At 66.4% G+C, this 13,396-nt stretch carries 16 protein-coding genes; 9 read left to right on the plus strand and 7 right to left on the minus strand.

Going from position 1 to position 13,396, the window contains the following annotated elements; genetic code table 11:
• On the minus strand, positions 1–195 hold a 195-nt coding region (locus JNJ68_RS08755; RefSeq protein ID WP_294981532.1), incomplete at its 3' end, for a GTP-binding protein.
• 141 nt (positions 196–336) lie between these two features.
• Between JNJ68_RS08755 and JNJ68_RS08760 the strand changes: the two genes are divergently transcribed.
• Positions 337–1,692: a cytochrome P450 gene (locus tag JNJ68_RS08760; protein WP_294981535.1), complete on the plus strand. Its 1,356-nt coding sequence runs from the start codon at positions 337–339 to the stop codon at positions 1,690–1,692.
• A gap of 85 nt (positions 1,693–1,777) precedes the next feature.
• On the opposite strand, the gene parC is transcribed toward JNJ68_RS08760, so the two are convergent.
• On the minus strand, positions 1,778–4,093 hold the full coding sequence (gene parC / locus JNJ68_RS08765) for a DNA topoisomerase IV subunit A (protein ID WP_294981538.1): 2,316 nt from the start codon (positions 4,091–4,093) through the stop codon (positions 1,778–1,780).
• Between the two features lie 148 nt (positions 4,094–4,241).
• Here parC and JNJ68_RS08770 point away from each other — a divergent pair, with 148 nt between their 5' ends.
• The 6 genes from JNJ68_RS08770 (at position 4,242) to JNJ68_RS08795 (ending at position 8,443) form a co-directional block, all read left to right on the plus strand.
• Positions 4,242–4,868, plus strand: a complete 627-nt coding sequence (locus JNJ68_RS08770; protein WP_294981541.1) for an SH3 domain-containing protein — start codon at positions 4,242–4,244, stop codon at positions 4,866–4,868.
• A 24-nt stretch (positions 4,869–4,892) separates the two neighbouring features.
• A complete protein-coding gene (locus JNJ68_RS08775; RefSeq protein WP_294981544.1) occupies positions 4,893–5,723 on the plus strand; it encodes an SDR family oxidoreductase in 831 nt (276 codons plus the stop codon).
• A gap of 105 nt (positions 5,724–5,828) precedes the next feature.
• Entirely contained in the window at positions 5,829–6,032 is a 204-nt protein-coding gene (locus JNJ68_RS08780; RefSeq protein ID WP_294981546.1) for a twin transmembrane helix small protein, read from the plus strand.
• A 2-nt stretch (positions 6,033–6,034) separates the two neighbouring features.
• Positions 6,035–6,607, plus strand: a complete 573-nt coding sequence (locus tag JNJ68_RS08785) for a cob(I)yrinic acid a,c-diamide adenosyltransferase (RefSeq protein WP_294981549.1) — start codon at positions 6,035–6,037, stop codon at positions 6,605–6,607.
• 146 nt (positions 6,608–6,753) lie between these two features.
• The gene (locus tag JNJ68_RS08790; RefSeq protein WP_294981552.1) at positions 6,754–7,515 is read left to right on the plus strand and encodes an electron transfer flavoprotein subunit beta/FixA family protein; all 762 of its coding nucleotides are present in this window, start codon (positions 6,754–6,756) and stop codon (positions 7,513–7,515) included.
• 1 nt (position 7,516) lies between these two features.
• Positions 7,517–8,443 (plus strand): FAD-binding protein, encoded by a 927-nt coding sequence (locus tag JNJ68_RS08795; RefSeq protein WP_294981555.1) that lies wholly within the window; start codon positions 7,517–7,519, stop codon positions 8,441–8,443.
• A 58-nt stretch (positions 8,444–8,501) separates the two neighbouring features.
• Here the strand turns inward: JNJ68_RS08795 and JNJ68_RS08800 are convergent, their stop codons facing one another.
• Positions 8,502–9,323 carry a DUF6473 family protein gene (locus JNJ68_RS08800; protein WP_294981558.1) on the minus strand — a complete coding sequence of 274 codons (822 nt, stop codon included), beginning with the start codon at positions 9,321–9,323 and terminating at the stop codon, positions 8,502–8,504.
• 162 nt (positions 9,324–9,485) lie between these two features.
• On the opposite strand from JNJ68_RS08800, the gene JNJ68_RS08805 reads away from it, so the two are divergent.
• Positions 9,486–10,361, plus strand: a complete 876-nt coding sequence (locus tag JNJ68_RS08805; RefSeq protein WP_294981561.1) for a 3-hydroxybutyryl-CoA dehydrogenase — start codon at positions 9,486–9,488, stop codon at positions 10,359–10,361.
• The gene (locus tag JNJ68_RS08810) at positions 10,358–10,780 is read left to right on the plus strand and encodes a hypothetical protein (protein ID WP_294981563.1); all 423 of its coding nucleotides are present in this window, start codon (positions 10,358–10,360) and stop codon (positions 10,778–10,780) included. Before JNJ68_RS08805 ends, JNJ68_RS08810 begins: the two co-directional genes overlap by 4 nt.
• Positions 10,781–10,873: 93 nt before the next feature.
• On the opposite strand, the gene JNJ68_RS08815 is transcribed toward JNJ68_RS08810, so the two are convergent.
• The 4 genes from JNJ68_RS08815 to rapZ are packed head-to-tail and all read right to left on the minus strand — an operon-like array spanning position 10,874 to position 13,391.
• Complete coding sequence (locus JNJ68_RS08815) at positions 10,874–11,758, minus strand: lysophospholipid acyltransferase family protein (protein WP_294981564.1); 885 nt, start codon at positions 11,756–11,758, stop codon at positions 10,874–10,876.
• Between the two features lie 48 nt (positions 11,759–11,806).
• The gene (locus JNJ68_RS08820; RefSeq protein ID WP_294981566.1) at positions 11,807–12,076 is read right to left on the minus strand and encodes an HPr family phosphocarrier protein; all 270 of its coding nucleotides are present in this window, start codon (positions 12,074–12,076) and stop codon (positions 11,807–11,809) included.
• A gap of 8 nt (positions 12,077–12,084) precedes the next feature.
• Positions 12,085–12,480, minus strand: coding sequence for a PTS fructose transporter subunit IIA (locus tag JNJ68_RS08825; protein WP_294981568.1), 396 nt, complete (start codon positions 12,478–12,480; stop codon positions 12,085–12,087).
• On the minus strand, positions 12,477–13,391 hold the full coding sequence (gene rapZ, locus JNJ68_RS08830) for an RNase adapter RapZ (RefSeq protein WP_294981569.1): 915 nt from the start codon (positions 13,389–13,391) through the stop codon (positions 12,477–12,479). Before rapZ ends, JNJ68_RS08825 begins: the two co-directional genes overlap by 4 nt.
• Positions 13,392–13,396 lie beyond the last annotated feature (5 nt).

The following is a 13,396-nucleotide window of genomic DNA, read 5'->3' on the forward strand; positions in this document are numbered from 1 at the left end:
GTATTCCACGTGCGCGGTCGAGATGGTGATCCCCCGCGCCCGCTCTTCCGGCGCGCCGTCGATCTGGTCATAGGCCCGGAACTCGCCATAATACTTGGTGATCGCCGCCGTCAGCGTCGTCTTGCCGTGGTCAACGTGACCGATGGTCCCGATGTTCACATGCGGCTTGTTACGTTCAAACTTTGCCTTCGCCATTGCGCTTTCCGCCCTTGCTCAGATCGGACCTTTGCGGCCCGTGGTGATACCGGCGGCGACTTAGCCCTTGGGCGCGGGAATTTCAAGCCTGATCGGGGGCGGCGCTTGGCCGGGCGGGCGGGGCGGCCTATGTTTCCTGCCATGCTTCAGGTTCCCGCCCCCCTACCCGCCCGCGTTCCCCTGCATACGAAGCCGATGGGCGTCTGGCAGAGCTTCCGCGCGGCGCAGCGCAACGTGCTGGAACTTATCCCCGAGGTGGCGACGCGGGTGCCGATCCTGTCGGGTCGGACGGGGAAGCGCTGGCACATGCTGATGGACCCGGAGGGATTGAAGCGGGTCTTGCGCGACCGGGTGGACGACTACCCCAAATCGGTGGTGACGAAGCTGATCCTGGAGCCCGCCATCGGAGACAGCCTGTTCGTGGCGGAAGGCGCGCAGTGGATGTGGCAGCGCCGGACGGCGGCACCGGTCTTCTCGCACCGCCATGTGAGCGCGCTGGGGCCGGTGATGACGGCGGCGGCCGAGCGGTCGGTGGCGCGGCTGGACCGGGCCGGCGGGGCGGCGGACCTGTTCGAGGAGATGGTCGCGGCGACCTTCGAGGTGATCGCGGATGTCACCTTCTCGGACGGGTCTGGCTTCGACCGGGGGGCGGTGCATCAGGCCATCGAGCAGTATATCGGGGCGACGGCGAAAGTGTCTTTGCTGGACATCATGGGGGTGCCGCCCTGGGTGCCCCGACCCAATCGTCTTTTCACCGGCAGCGCGATGCGGGCGACGAAGCGGCTGGCGGACCGGGCGATCGAGGCGCGGCGGGTGGAGGGGGCGAAGGCGCCGCCGGACCTGCTGGACCTGCTGATGGCCGGGTCCGACCCGGAGAGCGGGCGGCGGATGACCACGGCAGAGCTGCGCGACAACCTTCTGACCTTCATCGTCGCGGGGCACGAGACGACGGCCTTGACGCTCAGCTGGGCGCTCTATCTCTGCGCCTTCGATCCCGCCGTGCAGGACGCGGCGCGTGAGGAAGCATCGGCGGTTCTGGGCGCGCGGGCGGCGACGGTGGCGGACCTCCCGGCCCTGCCCCTTGTCCGGCGGATCGTGGACGAGGCATTGCGGCTGTATCCCCCGGCGGCGTTCCTGTCGCGGACGGCGATGGCGGCAGATACGCTGTGCGGGCGCGAGGTCCGCCCAGGCGACACAGTGATCCTGCCGATCTATGCGCTGCACCGAAACCATTTGCTGTGGGACGATCCCGACGCCTTCCGCCCGGACCGCTTCGCCGATGCGAAGGCGGTGCCCCGGTTCCAGTACCTGCCTTTCGGCGACGGCCCCCGCGTCTGCATCGGCGCGTCCTTTGCCCTGCAGGAGGCGGTGATCATCCTGGCGACGCTGCTGGCGCGGTTCCGGTTTTCTCCGGTGCCGGGGCGGGAGCCGAAGCCGGTGATGATCCTGACGCTCAGGCCGCAGGGCGGGGTGTGGTTGAAGGTGGAGGGAGTCTGACGCCAACCCTCGTCGTGCGCCTTCGGCTTCTCCTCGGAGGCGCGCGACCTGCGAGGAGCGACGAAGTCGAACGACGAGCGGCGGCTCAGGTGAAGCGATTGTCCCGTGGGAACCCGCGTGGGGCCATCTTGCCGGCGCTGGCCCGCGCGCCGGTCCATTCGATCAGGTCGGTTTCCGTGCGGGTCCGCCCGGCCGGGTCCTTCCAGCTCAGGCCCTCGGCCTTCGTGAAGGTGATCGCGTCCGACAAGCCGCCGTCCTTGTACTTCTGCAACCTGACACCCTTGCCCCTGGCCATTTCCGGCAGTTCGGACAGCGGGAAAACCAGCATTTTCCGGTTGTCGCCGACGACGGCGATGCTGTCGCCCGCGACCGGAGTGCAGACGGCGGTCTTCACGCCATCCCGCACCGTCAGCACCGCCTTTCCGGCGCGGGTCTGGGCCAGCAGTTCCTCGGACGGCACGATGAACCCGTCACCCGCGCTGGAGGCGAGCAGGTATTTCTGGCCCGGGCGGTAGACCAGCAGATCGGTGATCCCGGTGTCGTTGGCGAGGTCCACCATCAGGCGGACGGGTTCGCCCATGCCGCGCCCGCCGGGGAGATTGGCGCCGAGGAGGGTGAAGAAGCGGCCGTTCTCGGCCACCAGCAGGATCTTGTCGGTCGTCTCGGCATGGAAGGCGAAGCGGGGACCGTCGCCGTCCTTGAACTTCTGCTCCTGCCCAAGGTCGACATGGCCCTTCATCGCCCGAATCCAGCCCATCTTCGAGCAGATCACGGTGATCGGTTCGCGGTCGATCATCGCCTCGTAGGGAATGTCCTCGATCTCGGTCGCATCGGCGAACTGGGTGCGGCGGGCGCCCAATGCGGTGCCCTTGCCATAGATCTTGCGGACCTCGTCCAGTTCCTTGCCGATCCGCTTCCACTGGCGGCGGTCGCTGTCGAGAAGGTCGGCGAGGTCGGCGCGTTCCTTCATCAGGGCGTCGCGCTCGGCGTTCAGTTCCATCTCCTCCAGCCGCCGCAGGCTGCGGAGCCGCATGTTGAGGATGGCCTCGGCCTGGTTCTCGGTCAGCTGGCCCTCGCCGCCCTTCGCGGGGGGCTGGTAATCCCGTTCCGACGTGGCCCTGACGTGCGATTTCGACCAGTCCTCAGCCATCAAGGCGGCCTTCGGGTCGTCGTCGTATCGGATGATGTCAATCACCCGGTCGAGGTTCAGGAAGGCGATCAGCAGTCCCTCAAGCACCTCCAGCCGGGTGTCGATCTTCTCGATCCGGTGCAGCGACCGCCGCCGCAGCACGTCGCGGCGGTGGTCGAGGAAGGCGCGCAGCACTTCCTTCAGCGAACAGACCTTCGGCACCTTGCCGTCGATCAGCACGTTCATGTTGAGCGAGAAGCGGACTTCCAGGTCGGAGTTCTTGAACAGGCTGCCCATCAGCACGTCCGGGTCGACGCTCCGGGCGCGGGGTTCCAGGACAAGGCGGATATCCTCGGCGGACTCATCTCGCACGTCGGCCAGGAGGGGCACCTTCTTGATCTGGATAAGCTCGGCCAGCTTCTCGATCAGCTTGGACTTCTGCACTTGGAAGGGGATCTCGGTGACGACGATCTGCCAGGTGCCGCGGCCCAGGTCCTCCACCTGCCACTTGGCGCGCAGGCGGAAGGCGCCGCGGCCGGTGCGGTAGGCGTCGAGGATCGAGTCGCGCGGCTCCACGATCACCCCGCCGGTCGGGAAATCCGGGCCGGGGATCAGGGCGACCAGCGCCTCGTCGGTCAGGGCGGGGTCGGCAAGCAGCGCCTGGCAGCCGTCGATCAGCTCATCCAGGTTGTGCGGCGGGATGTTCGTCGCCATGCCCACTGCGATGCCGGAGGAGCCGTTGGCGAGAAGGTTCGGGAAAGCGGCGGGCAACACCACCGGCTCTTCCAGGCGGCCATCGTAGTTCGGGCGGAAGTCGACGGCGGTTTCGTCGATGCCTTCCATCAGCGCCTCGGCGGCGTGGGTGACGCGGGCCTCGGTGTAGCGGCTGGCCGCCGGGTTGTCGCCGTCGATGTTGCCGAAGTTGCCCTGCCCGTCGACCAGCGGGTAGCGCATGTTGAAATCCTGCGCGAGCCGCGCCATCGCGTCATAGATCGCCTGGTCGCCGTGGGGGTGGAAATCCCCCATCGTGTCGCCGCTGATCTTGGCCGATTTCAGGAAGCCGCCCGTGGGCGTCAGCCTAAGCCGCCGCATGGCCCAGAGGATTCGCCGATGCACCGGCTTCAGCCCGTCGCGCGCATCGGGCAGGGCGCGGTGCATGATCGTCGACAAGGCATAGGTCAGGTAGCGCTCACCAATGGCGCGGGAGAGCGGCTCGGAAGTGGTCAGGCCCTCCGGCCCCTCGATCTTGGGCTCGTCGTCGTCAACACTCATGGATGTTGTGTAGGCAAATCCATGCCGCCGGTCCAGATGGCAAACGGAAGCACGGAACCATCGCCAAGGTTGTGCATTTTTCTTCAACTCTCGCGACCGGCCTGTGCTAAGACCGGCGCAGAATAGGAACGGACCCCAAATGCTTCGCATGACTTTGATTCTGTGTATTGGCATGTATGCCGCCCTGATGATTGCCGGGGCAGACCGGGGGCAGCTGCGCCCGGGCCTGGCCGAAGCGGCGGCAAGGGCGACCCAGGCCGGGGTCAGCGACGATTTGGGGGATGATTCGGATCCGGTCGTGGCGGCTGCTCCCGTTATCGCCGAACCTGTGGAGCCTGCGGCTTCAGCCGTCGCGCCGGTGGAGACGGCGGCGGCTCCGGCGGCCGGGGACATGGCTGCGGTCGAGGAAACCGTCGTGGCCGAGGCTGCACCCTATGTCGAACCGGCCCGGACGGTCGTGACCGAGGTGAAGGAGCCGGTCTTCTCGCTGGCCTCGGTCGGCAACGAGGCGGTGCCCGCGGCCCCCGCAGCAGCGGAAACCGCCACGCCGGAAGTGCCGGACGGTGGCGAAGGGACGATCTGGTATGTCAACGCAAGCTCGGTCAACGTCCGGGCGGAACCCTCGACCGAGGCAGAGATCGTCGGGCGGCTGGCCAGCGGCGAGGCGACGCTGATGGTGCAGGCGGTCGATGCCGACTGGGCGCGGATCGTGATCCAGGGCGACGGGGTGGAAGGCTTCGTCGCATTGCGCTACCTGAGCGCCGAGGCCCCCTGACGGGCCTTTCGCCCGGGGGCATTGATGAGCGAACGTTCGATCCTGATCACCGGATGCTCGTCGGGCATCGGGCTTGACGCTGCGCGAGGGTTGAAGGCGCGCGGCTGGCGGGTCTTCGCGACCTGTCGGCAGGAGGCGGATTGCGAAAGGCTGCGCGCCGAAGGGCTGGAAAGCTTCCCGCTGGACTATGCCGATGAGGCCAGCATCGCCGCAGCGGTGGATGAGGTCACGACGCGGACCGGCGGCAGGCTCGACGCGCTCTACAACAACGGCGCTTTCGCCTGCCCCGGCGCGGTGGAGGACCTGCCGCGGGGCGCCTTGCGGGAAATCTTCGAGACCAACCTCTTCGGCTACCACGACCTGACGCGCCGGGTGATCCCGATCATGCGGGCGCAGGGATACGGGCGGATCGTGAATTGCTCCTCTGTCCTCGGGCTGGTCGGCCTGACCTGGCGCGGGGCCTATGTCGCGACCAAGTTCGCGATGGAGGGGCTGACCGATGTGCTGCGGATCGAGATGCGGGGCACCGGGATCGAGGTGATCCTGATCGAGCCGGGGCCGATCGCCACGAAGATCCGCGAAAATGCCGTGCCGCATTTCGAACGCTGGATCGACTGGGAACATTCGGCCCGGCGGGACCAGTATGTCAGCTTGCGCGGGCGGCTCTACGACAAGAAGGTGAAGAAAGACCGCTTCGAGCTGGGGCCCGAGGCGGTGACGGCGAAGCTGATCCGCGCACTGGAGGACCGCCGCCCGAAGCCGCGCTACTATGTGACGACGCCCACCTGGCTGATGGGGTTCGCCCGGAGGCTTCTGCCGACGCGGGCGCTGGATTGGGTCATTTCCAAGGGGTGAGTCTAAGAATTTTCGCGAAAATTTTTAGACTCACGACCGGCGCCGGAAATTCGGCTTCGCTTTCCGGCCGCGCGCGCCTAGATCAGGGGCAAAGGAGTGTCGCCGATGTTTTCCGACCCGCTGTTCCTCTTCGCGACCATCGCCTGCCTCGTCGTGCTGGCCATCCTCTTGTTCGGCATCGGCACCTTCGCCAGGGGCGGAGAGTTCAACAAGCGCAACGCGAACAAGATCATGCGCTGGCGGCTCGGCGCACAATTCGTGGCGGTCGTGCTGATCGTCGCCTTTGCCTGGCTGCGGTCGAGGAGCTGAAAATGGTCGTCCTGTCGAAGATCTACACCCGGACAGGGGATGCGGGCCAGACCGCTCTGGGAAACGGCACGCGGGTCGCCAAGCACTCGCTGCGTGTCTCGGCCTATGGCACGGTCGACGAGACCAATGCGACCCTTGGCCTCGCCCGGCTGCACGCTGGCGGCGAGATGGCCGAGGCGCTGAAGCGCATCTCGAACGATCTTTTCGACCTGGGCGCCGACCTCTGCACCCCTGACCGGCACCTGGACGCGACACGGGACTATCCGGCGCTGCGGATGATCGAAGGCCAGGTCACGCGACTGGAGCGCGAGATCGACGCGATGAACGAGCGTCTTACGCCGCTCCGCAGCTTCATCCTGCCGGGCGGCTCGGTCCTCGCCGCGCAGCTGCACCTCTGCCGCACCGTCTGCCGCCGGGCCGAACGGCTGGTGGTGGAACTGGCCGCGGAGGAGGACGTGAACCCCGACGCCGTCCGCTACCTGAACCGCCTGTCGGACTGGTTCTTCGTCGCAAGCCGGATCGCCAACGACGACGGCAAGGCCGATGTGCTCTGGGTTCCCGGCCTGACGCGCTGAGCGGCTGATCGCCGTGCACGATCAAAACGCGGCGTCCGGTAGCGCAAACCTGTCGTATTTGCTCTGTTACGCCGCTTCACCTTCCGGTAACAGGCGGGCGAGAGCTTGTTCGGCCCGTTGGGCCACGTCGGATGAGGAGTGCGGCCATGAAGGTATTGGTCCCGGTCAAGCGGGTGATCGACTACAACGTGAAGGTGCGGGTGAAGGCGGACGGGTCGGGGGTCGACCTTGCCAACGTCAAGATGAGCATGAACCCCTTCGACGAGATCGCGGTGGAAGAGGCGATCCGGCTGAAGGAGAAAGGCGTCGCAACCGAGGTTGTCGTCGTCTCCATCGGCGTCAAGCAGGCGCAGGAGACGCTGCGCAACGCGCTGGCGATGGGCGCCGACCGCGCGATCCTGATCGAGGCGGCGTCGGACGTGCATACCGACATCGAGCCGTTGGCGGTGGCGAAGCTTCTGGCTGCCGTGGTGAAGGAAGAACAGCCGGGCCTCGTCCTCTGCGGCAAGCAGGCGATCGACAACGACATGAACGCGACCGGGCAGATGCTGGCCGCGCTTCTGGGCTGGTCGCAGGGCACCTTCGCCTCGGAAGTGGCGATCGAGGGCGACAAGGCCAAGGTGACGCGCGAAGTGGACGGCGGCTTGCAGACGATCACCGTCTCCATGCCGACGATCATCACCGTCGACCTGCGCCTGAACGAGCCGCGCTATGCATCGCTCCCGAACATCATGAAGGCCAAGGCCAAGCCGCTCGCCACCAAGACCCCCGCCGATTACGGCGTGGACGTCAGCCCTCGCCTCACGGTCGTGAAGACCGTGGAGCCTGCGGGCCGCAAGGCCGGGGTCCGGGTCGGCTCGGTGGATGAGCTGATCGCGAAACTGAAAGACGAAGCGGGGGTGCTCTGAGATGGCCGTTCTTCTTCTGGCGGATGTGGTTGACGGGAAACTGGCGACCGACCAGGTGGCAAAGACCCTGACCGCGGTGAAATCGCTTGGCGCGGTGACCGTGCTGGTGGCGGGCACGGGCGGCGATGCCGCAGCGGCGGAAGCGGCCACGCTGGACGGCGTGGCGAAGGTGCTCTTCGCCGACGACCACGCCTATTGCCATGGCATGTCGGAACCCACCGCCGCGCTGGTGGTGTCGCTCGCCGGGGACTACGAGCATATCGTGGCGGCCTCGGGTGCGCTGTCGAAATCGGTGCTGCCCCGCGTGGCGGCCCTTCTCGACGTGATGGTGATCTCGGAAGTGCTGGGCGTGGTCGATGGCTCCACCTTCGAGCGGCCGATCTATGCCGGGAACGCGATCCAGACCGTTAAGACCTCGGATGCGAAGAAGGTCATGACCATCCGCACCGCGACCTTTGATGCGGCGGGCAAGGGTGGCAATGCACCGGTCGAGAAGGTCTCGGCCTCGGTCGATGGCGGGATGTCGGCCTGGGTCGAGGACAAGGTCGCCTCGTCCGACCGTCCCGAACTGACCTCGGCCGGGATCGTCGTTTCGGGCGGCCGTGGCGTGGGTAGCCAGGCCGACTTCGCGCTGATCGAGAAGCTGGCGGACAAGCTGAACGCCGCCGTCGGTGCCTCGCGCGCGGCGGTCGACTCGGGCTATGCGCCGAACGACTGGCAGGTCGGCCAGACCGGCAAGGTCGTGGCACCGGACCTTTATGTGGCCGTCGGCATCAGTGGCGCGATCCAGCACCTTGCCGGGATGAAGGACAGCAAGGTCATCGTCGCGATCAACAAGGACGAAGAGGCGCCGATCTTCCAGGTGGCCGATTATGGCCTTGTCGCCGACCTCTTCACTGCGGTGCCGGAGTTGATCGCGAAGCTGTAAAGCATGGTGCGTGCAAGCACGACACCCTAGGCATCGGGCCGCCTTCAGGCGGCCCTTTTCACATCAGGCCGCGCAGCACCGGGGCCAGGTGCTCCGCGACCTCGGCATGGACGGCCGCGCCGGGCAGGCAGGCGGCCTGGGTGGCCTCGGTCTCCGGGTAGGTCATGTCGAAAGGGGCCAAGGCCCGGGCACGGGGGCTCGGGGTAGTCAGGACGATGGCCGTCACCTCGGGGCGAAGCGCCTCCAGCATCGCGCGGTCGATGAACAGGGGCGCGCGGTCCAGGCTGTCGGCCCGATCCGGCGGTGGGCTGTCGGCCAGCCACAAGAGCACCCGCCGGGCCGGAAGCCCCGCCAGCAGCAGCCGCATCTTCGCCAGCCAGTTCTGCCGCAGCGCCAGCTCCACCTGGTCGAACGCCCCGGCATCGGCCCGGCGCAGCACCTGCAACAGGTGGCGGGTAAAATGGATCTCGGTGAAGTCCACCTGCGGGAAAAGGGCGCGCAGGGCGGGTGTCGCGGCAAGGAAGCGGTCGTTCCTTCGGCTGTGGACAGAATAGAACGGGTTCGACAGCGCCTCGGCTCCTGTCAGCTGCACCACGGCGGCACAGGCTCCGGCGGCAACCGCAAGTGCGGCGGAATCGGTCAGGTAGAAATCCGGCCCGGCGTTCAGCCCGCCGAGATTCACCACCTGCCGCCCCAGCGTCTGTTCCACCAGCGCCGGAAAGGGCCGGTCCACATACTTGCCGAAAGTGGCTGAACCGCCGAGCATCGCGACATAGGGCCACGACAGATCACGCAAGGGCCCGCGGAACACCGCTTTCGACGCGCCGTACCGGCATGGCGAATAGTCGAGCGCCCCCGCGCCCGCATCAAGCATCAACATCACACACCCGATTGCAGTCTACCCAAGGCAAAGCCTGGCCCGAAGTGGTTGCCGAATGGCTAAAATCGGGCGGTTGGCTAAAGGTCTAGGCATTTCCCCCCGTGCCTTGCGCCGGGGGGGCCAGCCGGGCATAACCGGGGCGTGAGATGAAGGGAGCGGGCGATGGAGATCAAGCAGGTTGGCATTGTGGGCGCCGGGCAGATGGGCAACGGCATCGCCCATGTCTTCGCGCTGGCGGGCTATGACGTGCTTCTGAACGACATTTCCGCCGAGGGGCTGGAAAAGGCGCTGGCCACCATCGAGAAGAACATCGAACGCCAGGTCTCGCGCGGGAAGGTGCTGCCCGCCGACAAGCGGGCCGCTCTGGGGCGCATCAAGACCACGCTGAAGCTGTCGGACCTCGGGACCTGCGACCTGATCATCGAGGCCGCAACGGAACGCGAGACGGTGAAGCAGGCGATCTTCGAGGACCTGCTGCCGCATCTGAAACCCTCCACCATCCTGACCTCGAACACCTCGTCGATCTCGATCACCCGCCTCGCCTCGCGCACCGACCGGCCCGAGAAGTTCATGGGTTTCCACTTCATGAACCCGGTGCCGGTGATGCAGCTGGTGGAGCTGATCCGGGGCATCGCCACCGACGAGGCGACCTGGGATGCGCTGCACGAGGTGGTCCGCAAGCTGGGCAAGACCGCCGCCAGCGCCGAGGATTTCCCGGCCTTCATCGTCAACCGCATCCTGATGCCGATGATCAACGAGGCGGTCTATACCTTGTACGAAGGCGTGGGGTCGGTGAAGTCGATCGACGAGTCGCTGAAACTGGGCGCCAATCACCCGATGGGGCCCTTGGAACTGGCGGATTTCATCGGGCTGGACACCTGCCTCGCGATCATGAACGTGCTGCACGAGGGGCTGGCGGATACCAAATACCGGCCCTGTCCCCTCCTGACGAAATATGTCGAGGCGGGGTGGCTGGGGCGGAAGACGCAGCGGGGGTTCTATGACTACCGGGGCGAGGTGCCGGTGCCGACGCGGTGAGTGAGCAGAGGATTCGAGACATCAACAACACAGCGGGCTTTGGATCGTCCCTGCGGGTTTGGTTGTTGCTGCCGCTTTGGTTTGTTCTCGGCGCTGCCCTGCTGATCCTTTCAGCCTGCGTCAACAGGACGGACCCGGCCAAGTCAACAGATGGCTTTGTTGTTGCACCTAATGGTGCGACAAAGCCCATCGGCGTGGATCGACTGCGTACGGGCATGACCCAAGCAGAGGTTCTTGCCATCCTGGCACCGCTTTACCCGGTGCTGCATTCGGCAGACGCCGAACCCGGCCGGCCGCTGATCGATATCTTTCCATACAATGACGACGGAACGAAAAAGTATATCGAGATTCTGTATAGCGAGACCGGCTTGGTTGACTGGATCAGGTTCGGGCATAGTAAGACTTATGTCATAGAATAGCCGCTTACGAGGCACCGACTGTGGCAAGTAGGGTGGGCGAAACCCACCGTCCCGTACGGAATGGAAAGGGCGGATGGTGGGTTCGCACACACCCTACGCCTGGTTTTTCAACCCCAGCGTATGCTCCCTGAGCCAGGCCAGGAACCCCCTCGGGTTGCCTTCCCAGTTCTTCAGCTCCTCCGCCGGGATCGGCTCCCCGATCACGGGCCGCGTGGGCCGGAACAGGCAGCGCTTGATCTCGTACAGCAGCAACCCCTGCCGGATCGTGTCCGACAGCTGGTTGGCGATCTGGAACAGGCGAGAGTTCTGGCCGGGGAAGAACACCGGCAGGATCGTCGCCCCGGTGGACTTGACGATCTTGTGGGTGAAGACGTTCCACTCGCCTTCCACCGCCGGGCCCCACCAGCCTTCGGACATCGCGACCTTGCCCGCCGGAAACAGGATGATCACCCCCCCGGCCTTCAGGTGGGCCAGCGTCTCTTCCCGCATCTGCAAGCCCAGTTCCCGGGCGTTGTCCTCGTGCGGGAAGGGGACGGGGATCATGAATTCCTCGACCTCGGGGATGCCGGTCAGCAAGGACCGGGTGAGGATCTTGAAGTCCGACCGCACGCGATTGACCATCTCGGCCAGCACCATGCCGTCCACCAGCCCCGAGGGATGGTTCGACACCAGCACCACCGGCCCGGTCGCCGGGATGCGGGCGATCTCATCGGGCGGGGTGTCGATTCTTATGCCCATGTGGCGGATCGCCTTGGGCCAGAACGGCGCGCCATGCGGGGCGCCCGATTTTTCAAAGCTGCGGATCAGGCGCAGGAGCTGGACCTTGGCGGTCAGCCATTCGATGGCGCGGATCGTGCCGGCCTTCCAGGGATTCTTGAAGGTCCCGGCGTAGCTGAGCCGCCGCATGTCGTACTGACGGTCAGCCGGAGCCGCCGCAGACGTCGGCGTCTCGGTGGCGATCTGGCTGTGGTCGGTCACTAAGCGGCTATCCCCGGAGAGTGCCCGAAACGAGTCAGGGCATCCGCCTCAATAATCCTCTCCGAAGCGGGCCGCAACAAGGGCCTCCAGCGCATCGGCGAGTTTCTCCGCTTCGTCGCCGCTGCATGTCACCTCGATCGTCGTCCCGCGCGAGGCGCCCAGCATCAGAAGCCCCATGATCGAATCGCCCGAAACCTCGATCCCGTCGCGGGCGACGGTGGCGCGGGCCTCGTGCTCCTCGACCACTTCGACGAACTTGGCACTGGCGCGGGCGTGCAGGCCTTTTTCGTTCACGATGCGCAGGGTGCGGCTGGTCATCTCGTCCCTCAAGCCCCACCTCCCAGGTCAAGGCTGTTGATGTACTTGCGCCCGGCGTCCAGTGCGGCCGCCACCGCTTCGGGTACGGCAAGATCGCGGGACTTGGCAAGCTTGATCAGCATCGGCAGGTTTGCGCCGTAAAGGATGCGGCGGCCGGTGGTGGCGCAGGCGGGCAGCGACAGGTTGGAGGGCGAGCCGCCGAACATATCCGTCACCAGCACCACGCCCTGCCCGGTATCCACCGCATCGGCGGCGGCGCAGATCTCGGCCTGCTTGGCGGAACGGTCGTGGTCATCCTCGATCGAGATTGCCCGCACCCCGTCCTGCCGCCCGACCACATGCTCCACCGCCGAGAGGTATTCCCGCGCCAGACCGCCATGTGCCACGATCACGATACCGATCAAGCGCCTGCCACCTTCGTTGCGTCGGACTGCTGCGTCGCAGCCTTGCGTTCCAGTTCCCGGTGCCGTTTTGACACCGGCCAGCCTGCCTCTGCAAGCGCCTTCCCGACCATTTCCGCCATGGCAACCGACCGGTGTTGCCCTCCGGTACAGCCGAAGCCGATGGCAAGATGGGCCTTGCCTTCCTCCAGATGGGCCGGAAGGAGAAACAGCAGAAGCTCGCTCACCCGCCGGAAGAATTCGTCGAAGCGCGGGTCGGCGCGGACGAAGCTTTCCACCGCCGGATCGCGTCCGTCGAGCGCCCGGAGCGTGGGCTGCCAGTGGGGATTCGCCAGGAACCGGCAGTCGAAGATCATGTCCACCCCTCGCGGGGTTCCGCGCTTGTAGCTGAAGGACTGGACCGAGACCGACAGCCGCCCGGACGGCGCGGTGTCGAAGATCGCCGCCAGTTCCGCCTTCAGGTCGTGCTGGGTCAGTTCGGTTGTGTCGATCAGGTGGTCCGCCCGCACGCGGATCGGGGCGAGGAGGTCGATCTCGCGCTCCACCCCCTGCGCGGGGGTTTCATTGGGGGCCAGCGGGTGGCGGCGGCGGGTTTCCGAGAAGCGCTGGATCAGCACGCCGGGGGCGCAGTCGAGATACAGCACCTCAAGGTCCACACGGGGGTCGCGGGTCAGGCTGTCGATCAGCTCGATCAGGGCGGTGGCGTTGAAGTCGCGGTTGCGCACGTCCAGCCCCAGCGCGATGGGTCGGCCCAAGGGCGCTCCCTCGACCAGCCGGGGCACCAGCGACAGCGGGATGTTGTCGATCCCTTCATAGCCCAGGTCCTCCAGGACGCGGATCGCCGTCGTCCGCCCGGCGCCCGAAGGGCCGGTCACGAAGACGAGGTGGTGGTCGTGGGCGGTGTCGGGTGTCATCTGGG

It is taken from the genome of Tabrizicola sp., assembly GCF_016793705.1.
Lineage (GTDB): Bacteria > Pseudomonadota > Alphaproteobacteria > Rhodobacterales > Rhodobacteraceae > Tabrizicola.

Bases quoted from the DNA above. Each gene is read 5' to 3' on its own strand.
- JNJ68_RS08760 (WP_294981535.1), top strand. From the start codon at position 337: ATGCTTCAGGTTCCCGCCCCCCTACCCGCCCGCGTTCCCCTGCATACG.
- parC (WP_294981538.1), bottom strand. From the start codon at position 4,093: ATGAGTGTTGACGACGACGAGCCCAAGATCGAGGGGCCGGAGGGCCTG.
- JNJ68_RS08770 (WP_294981541.1), top strand. From the start codon at position 4,242: ATGACTTTGATTCTGTGTATTGGCATGTATGCCGCCCTGATGATTGCC.
- JNJ68_RS08775 (WP_294981544.1), top strand. From the start codon at position 4,893: ATGAGCGAACGTTCGATCCTGATCACCGGATGCTCGTCGGGCATCGGG.
- JNJ68_RS08780 (WP_294981546.1), top strand. From the start codon at position 5,829: ATGTTTTCCGACCCGCTGTTCCTCTTCGCGACCATCGCCTGCCTCGTC.
- JNJ68_RS08785 (WP_294981549.1), top strand. From the start codon at position 6,035: ATGGTCGTCCTGTCGAAGATCTACACCCGGACAGGGGATGCGGGCCAG.
- JNJ68_RS08790 (WP_294981552.1), top strand. From the start codon at position 6,754: ATGAAGGTATTGGTCCCGGTCAAGCGGGTGATCGACTACAACGTGAAG.
- JNJ68_RS08795 (WP_294981555.1), top strand. From the start codon at position 7,517: ATGGCCGTTCTTCTTCTGGCGGATGTGGTTGACGGGAAACTGGCGACC.
- JNJ68_RS08800 (WP_294981558.1), bottom strand. From the start codon at position 9,323: ATGTTGATGCTTGATGCGGGCGCGGGGGCGCTCGACTATTCGCCATGC.
- JNJ68_RS08805 (WP_294981561.1), top strand. From the start codon at position 9,486: ATGGAGATCAAGCAGGTTGGCATTGTGGGCGCCGGGCAGATGGGCAAC.
- JNJ68_RS08820 (WP_294981566.1), bottom strand. From the start codon at position 12,076: ATGACCAGCCGCACCCTGCGCATCGTGAACGAAAAAGGCCTGCACGCC.
- rapZ (WP_294981569.1), bottom strand. From the start codon at position 13,391: ATGACACCCGACACCGCCCACGACCACCACCTCGTCTTCGTGACCGGC.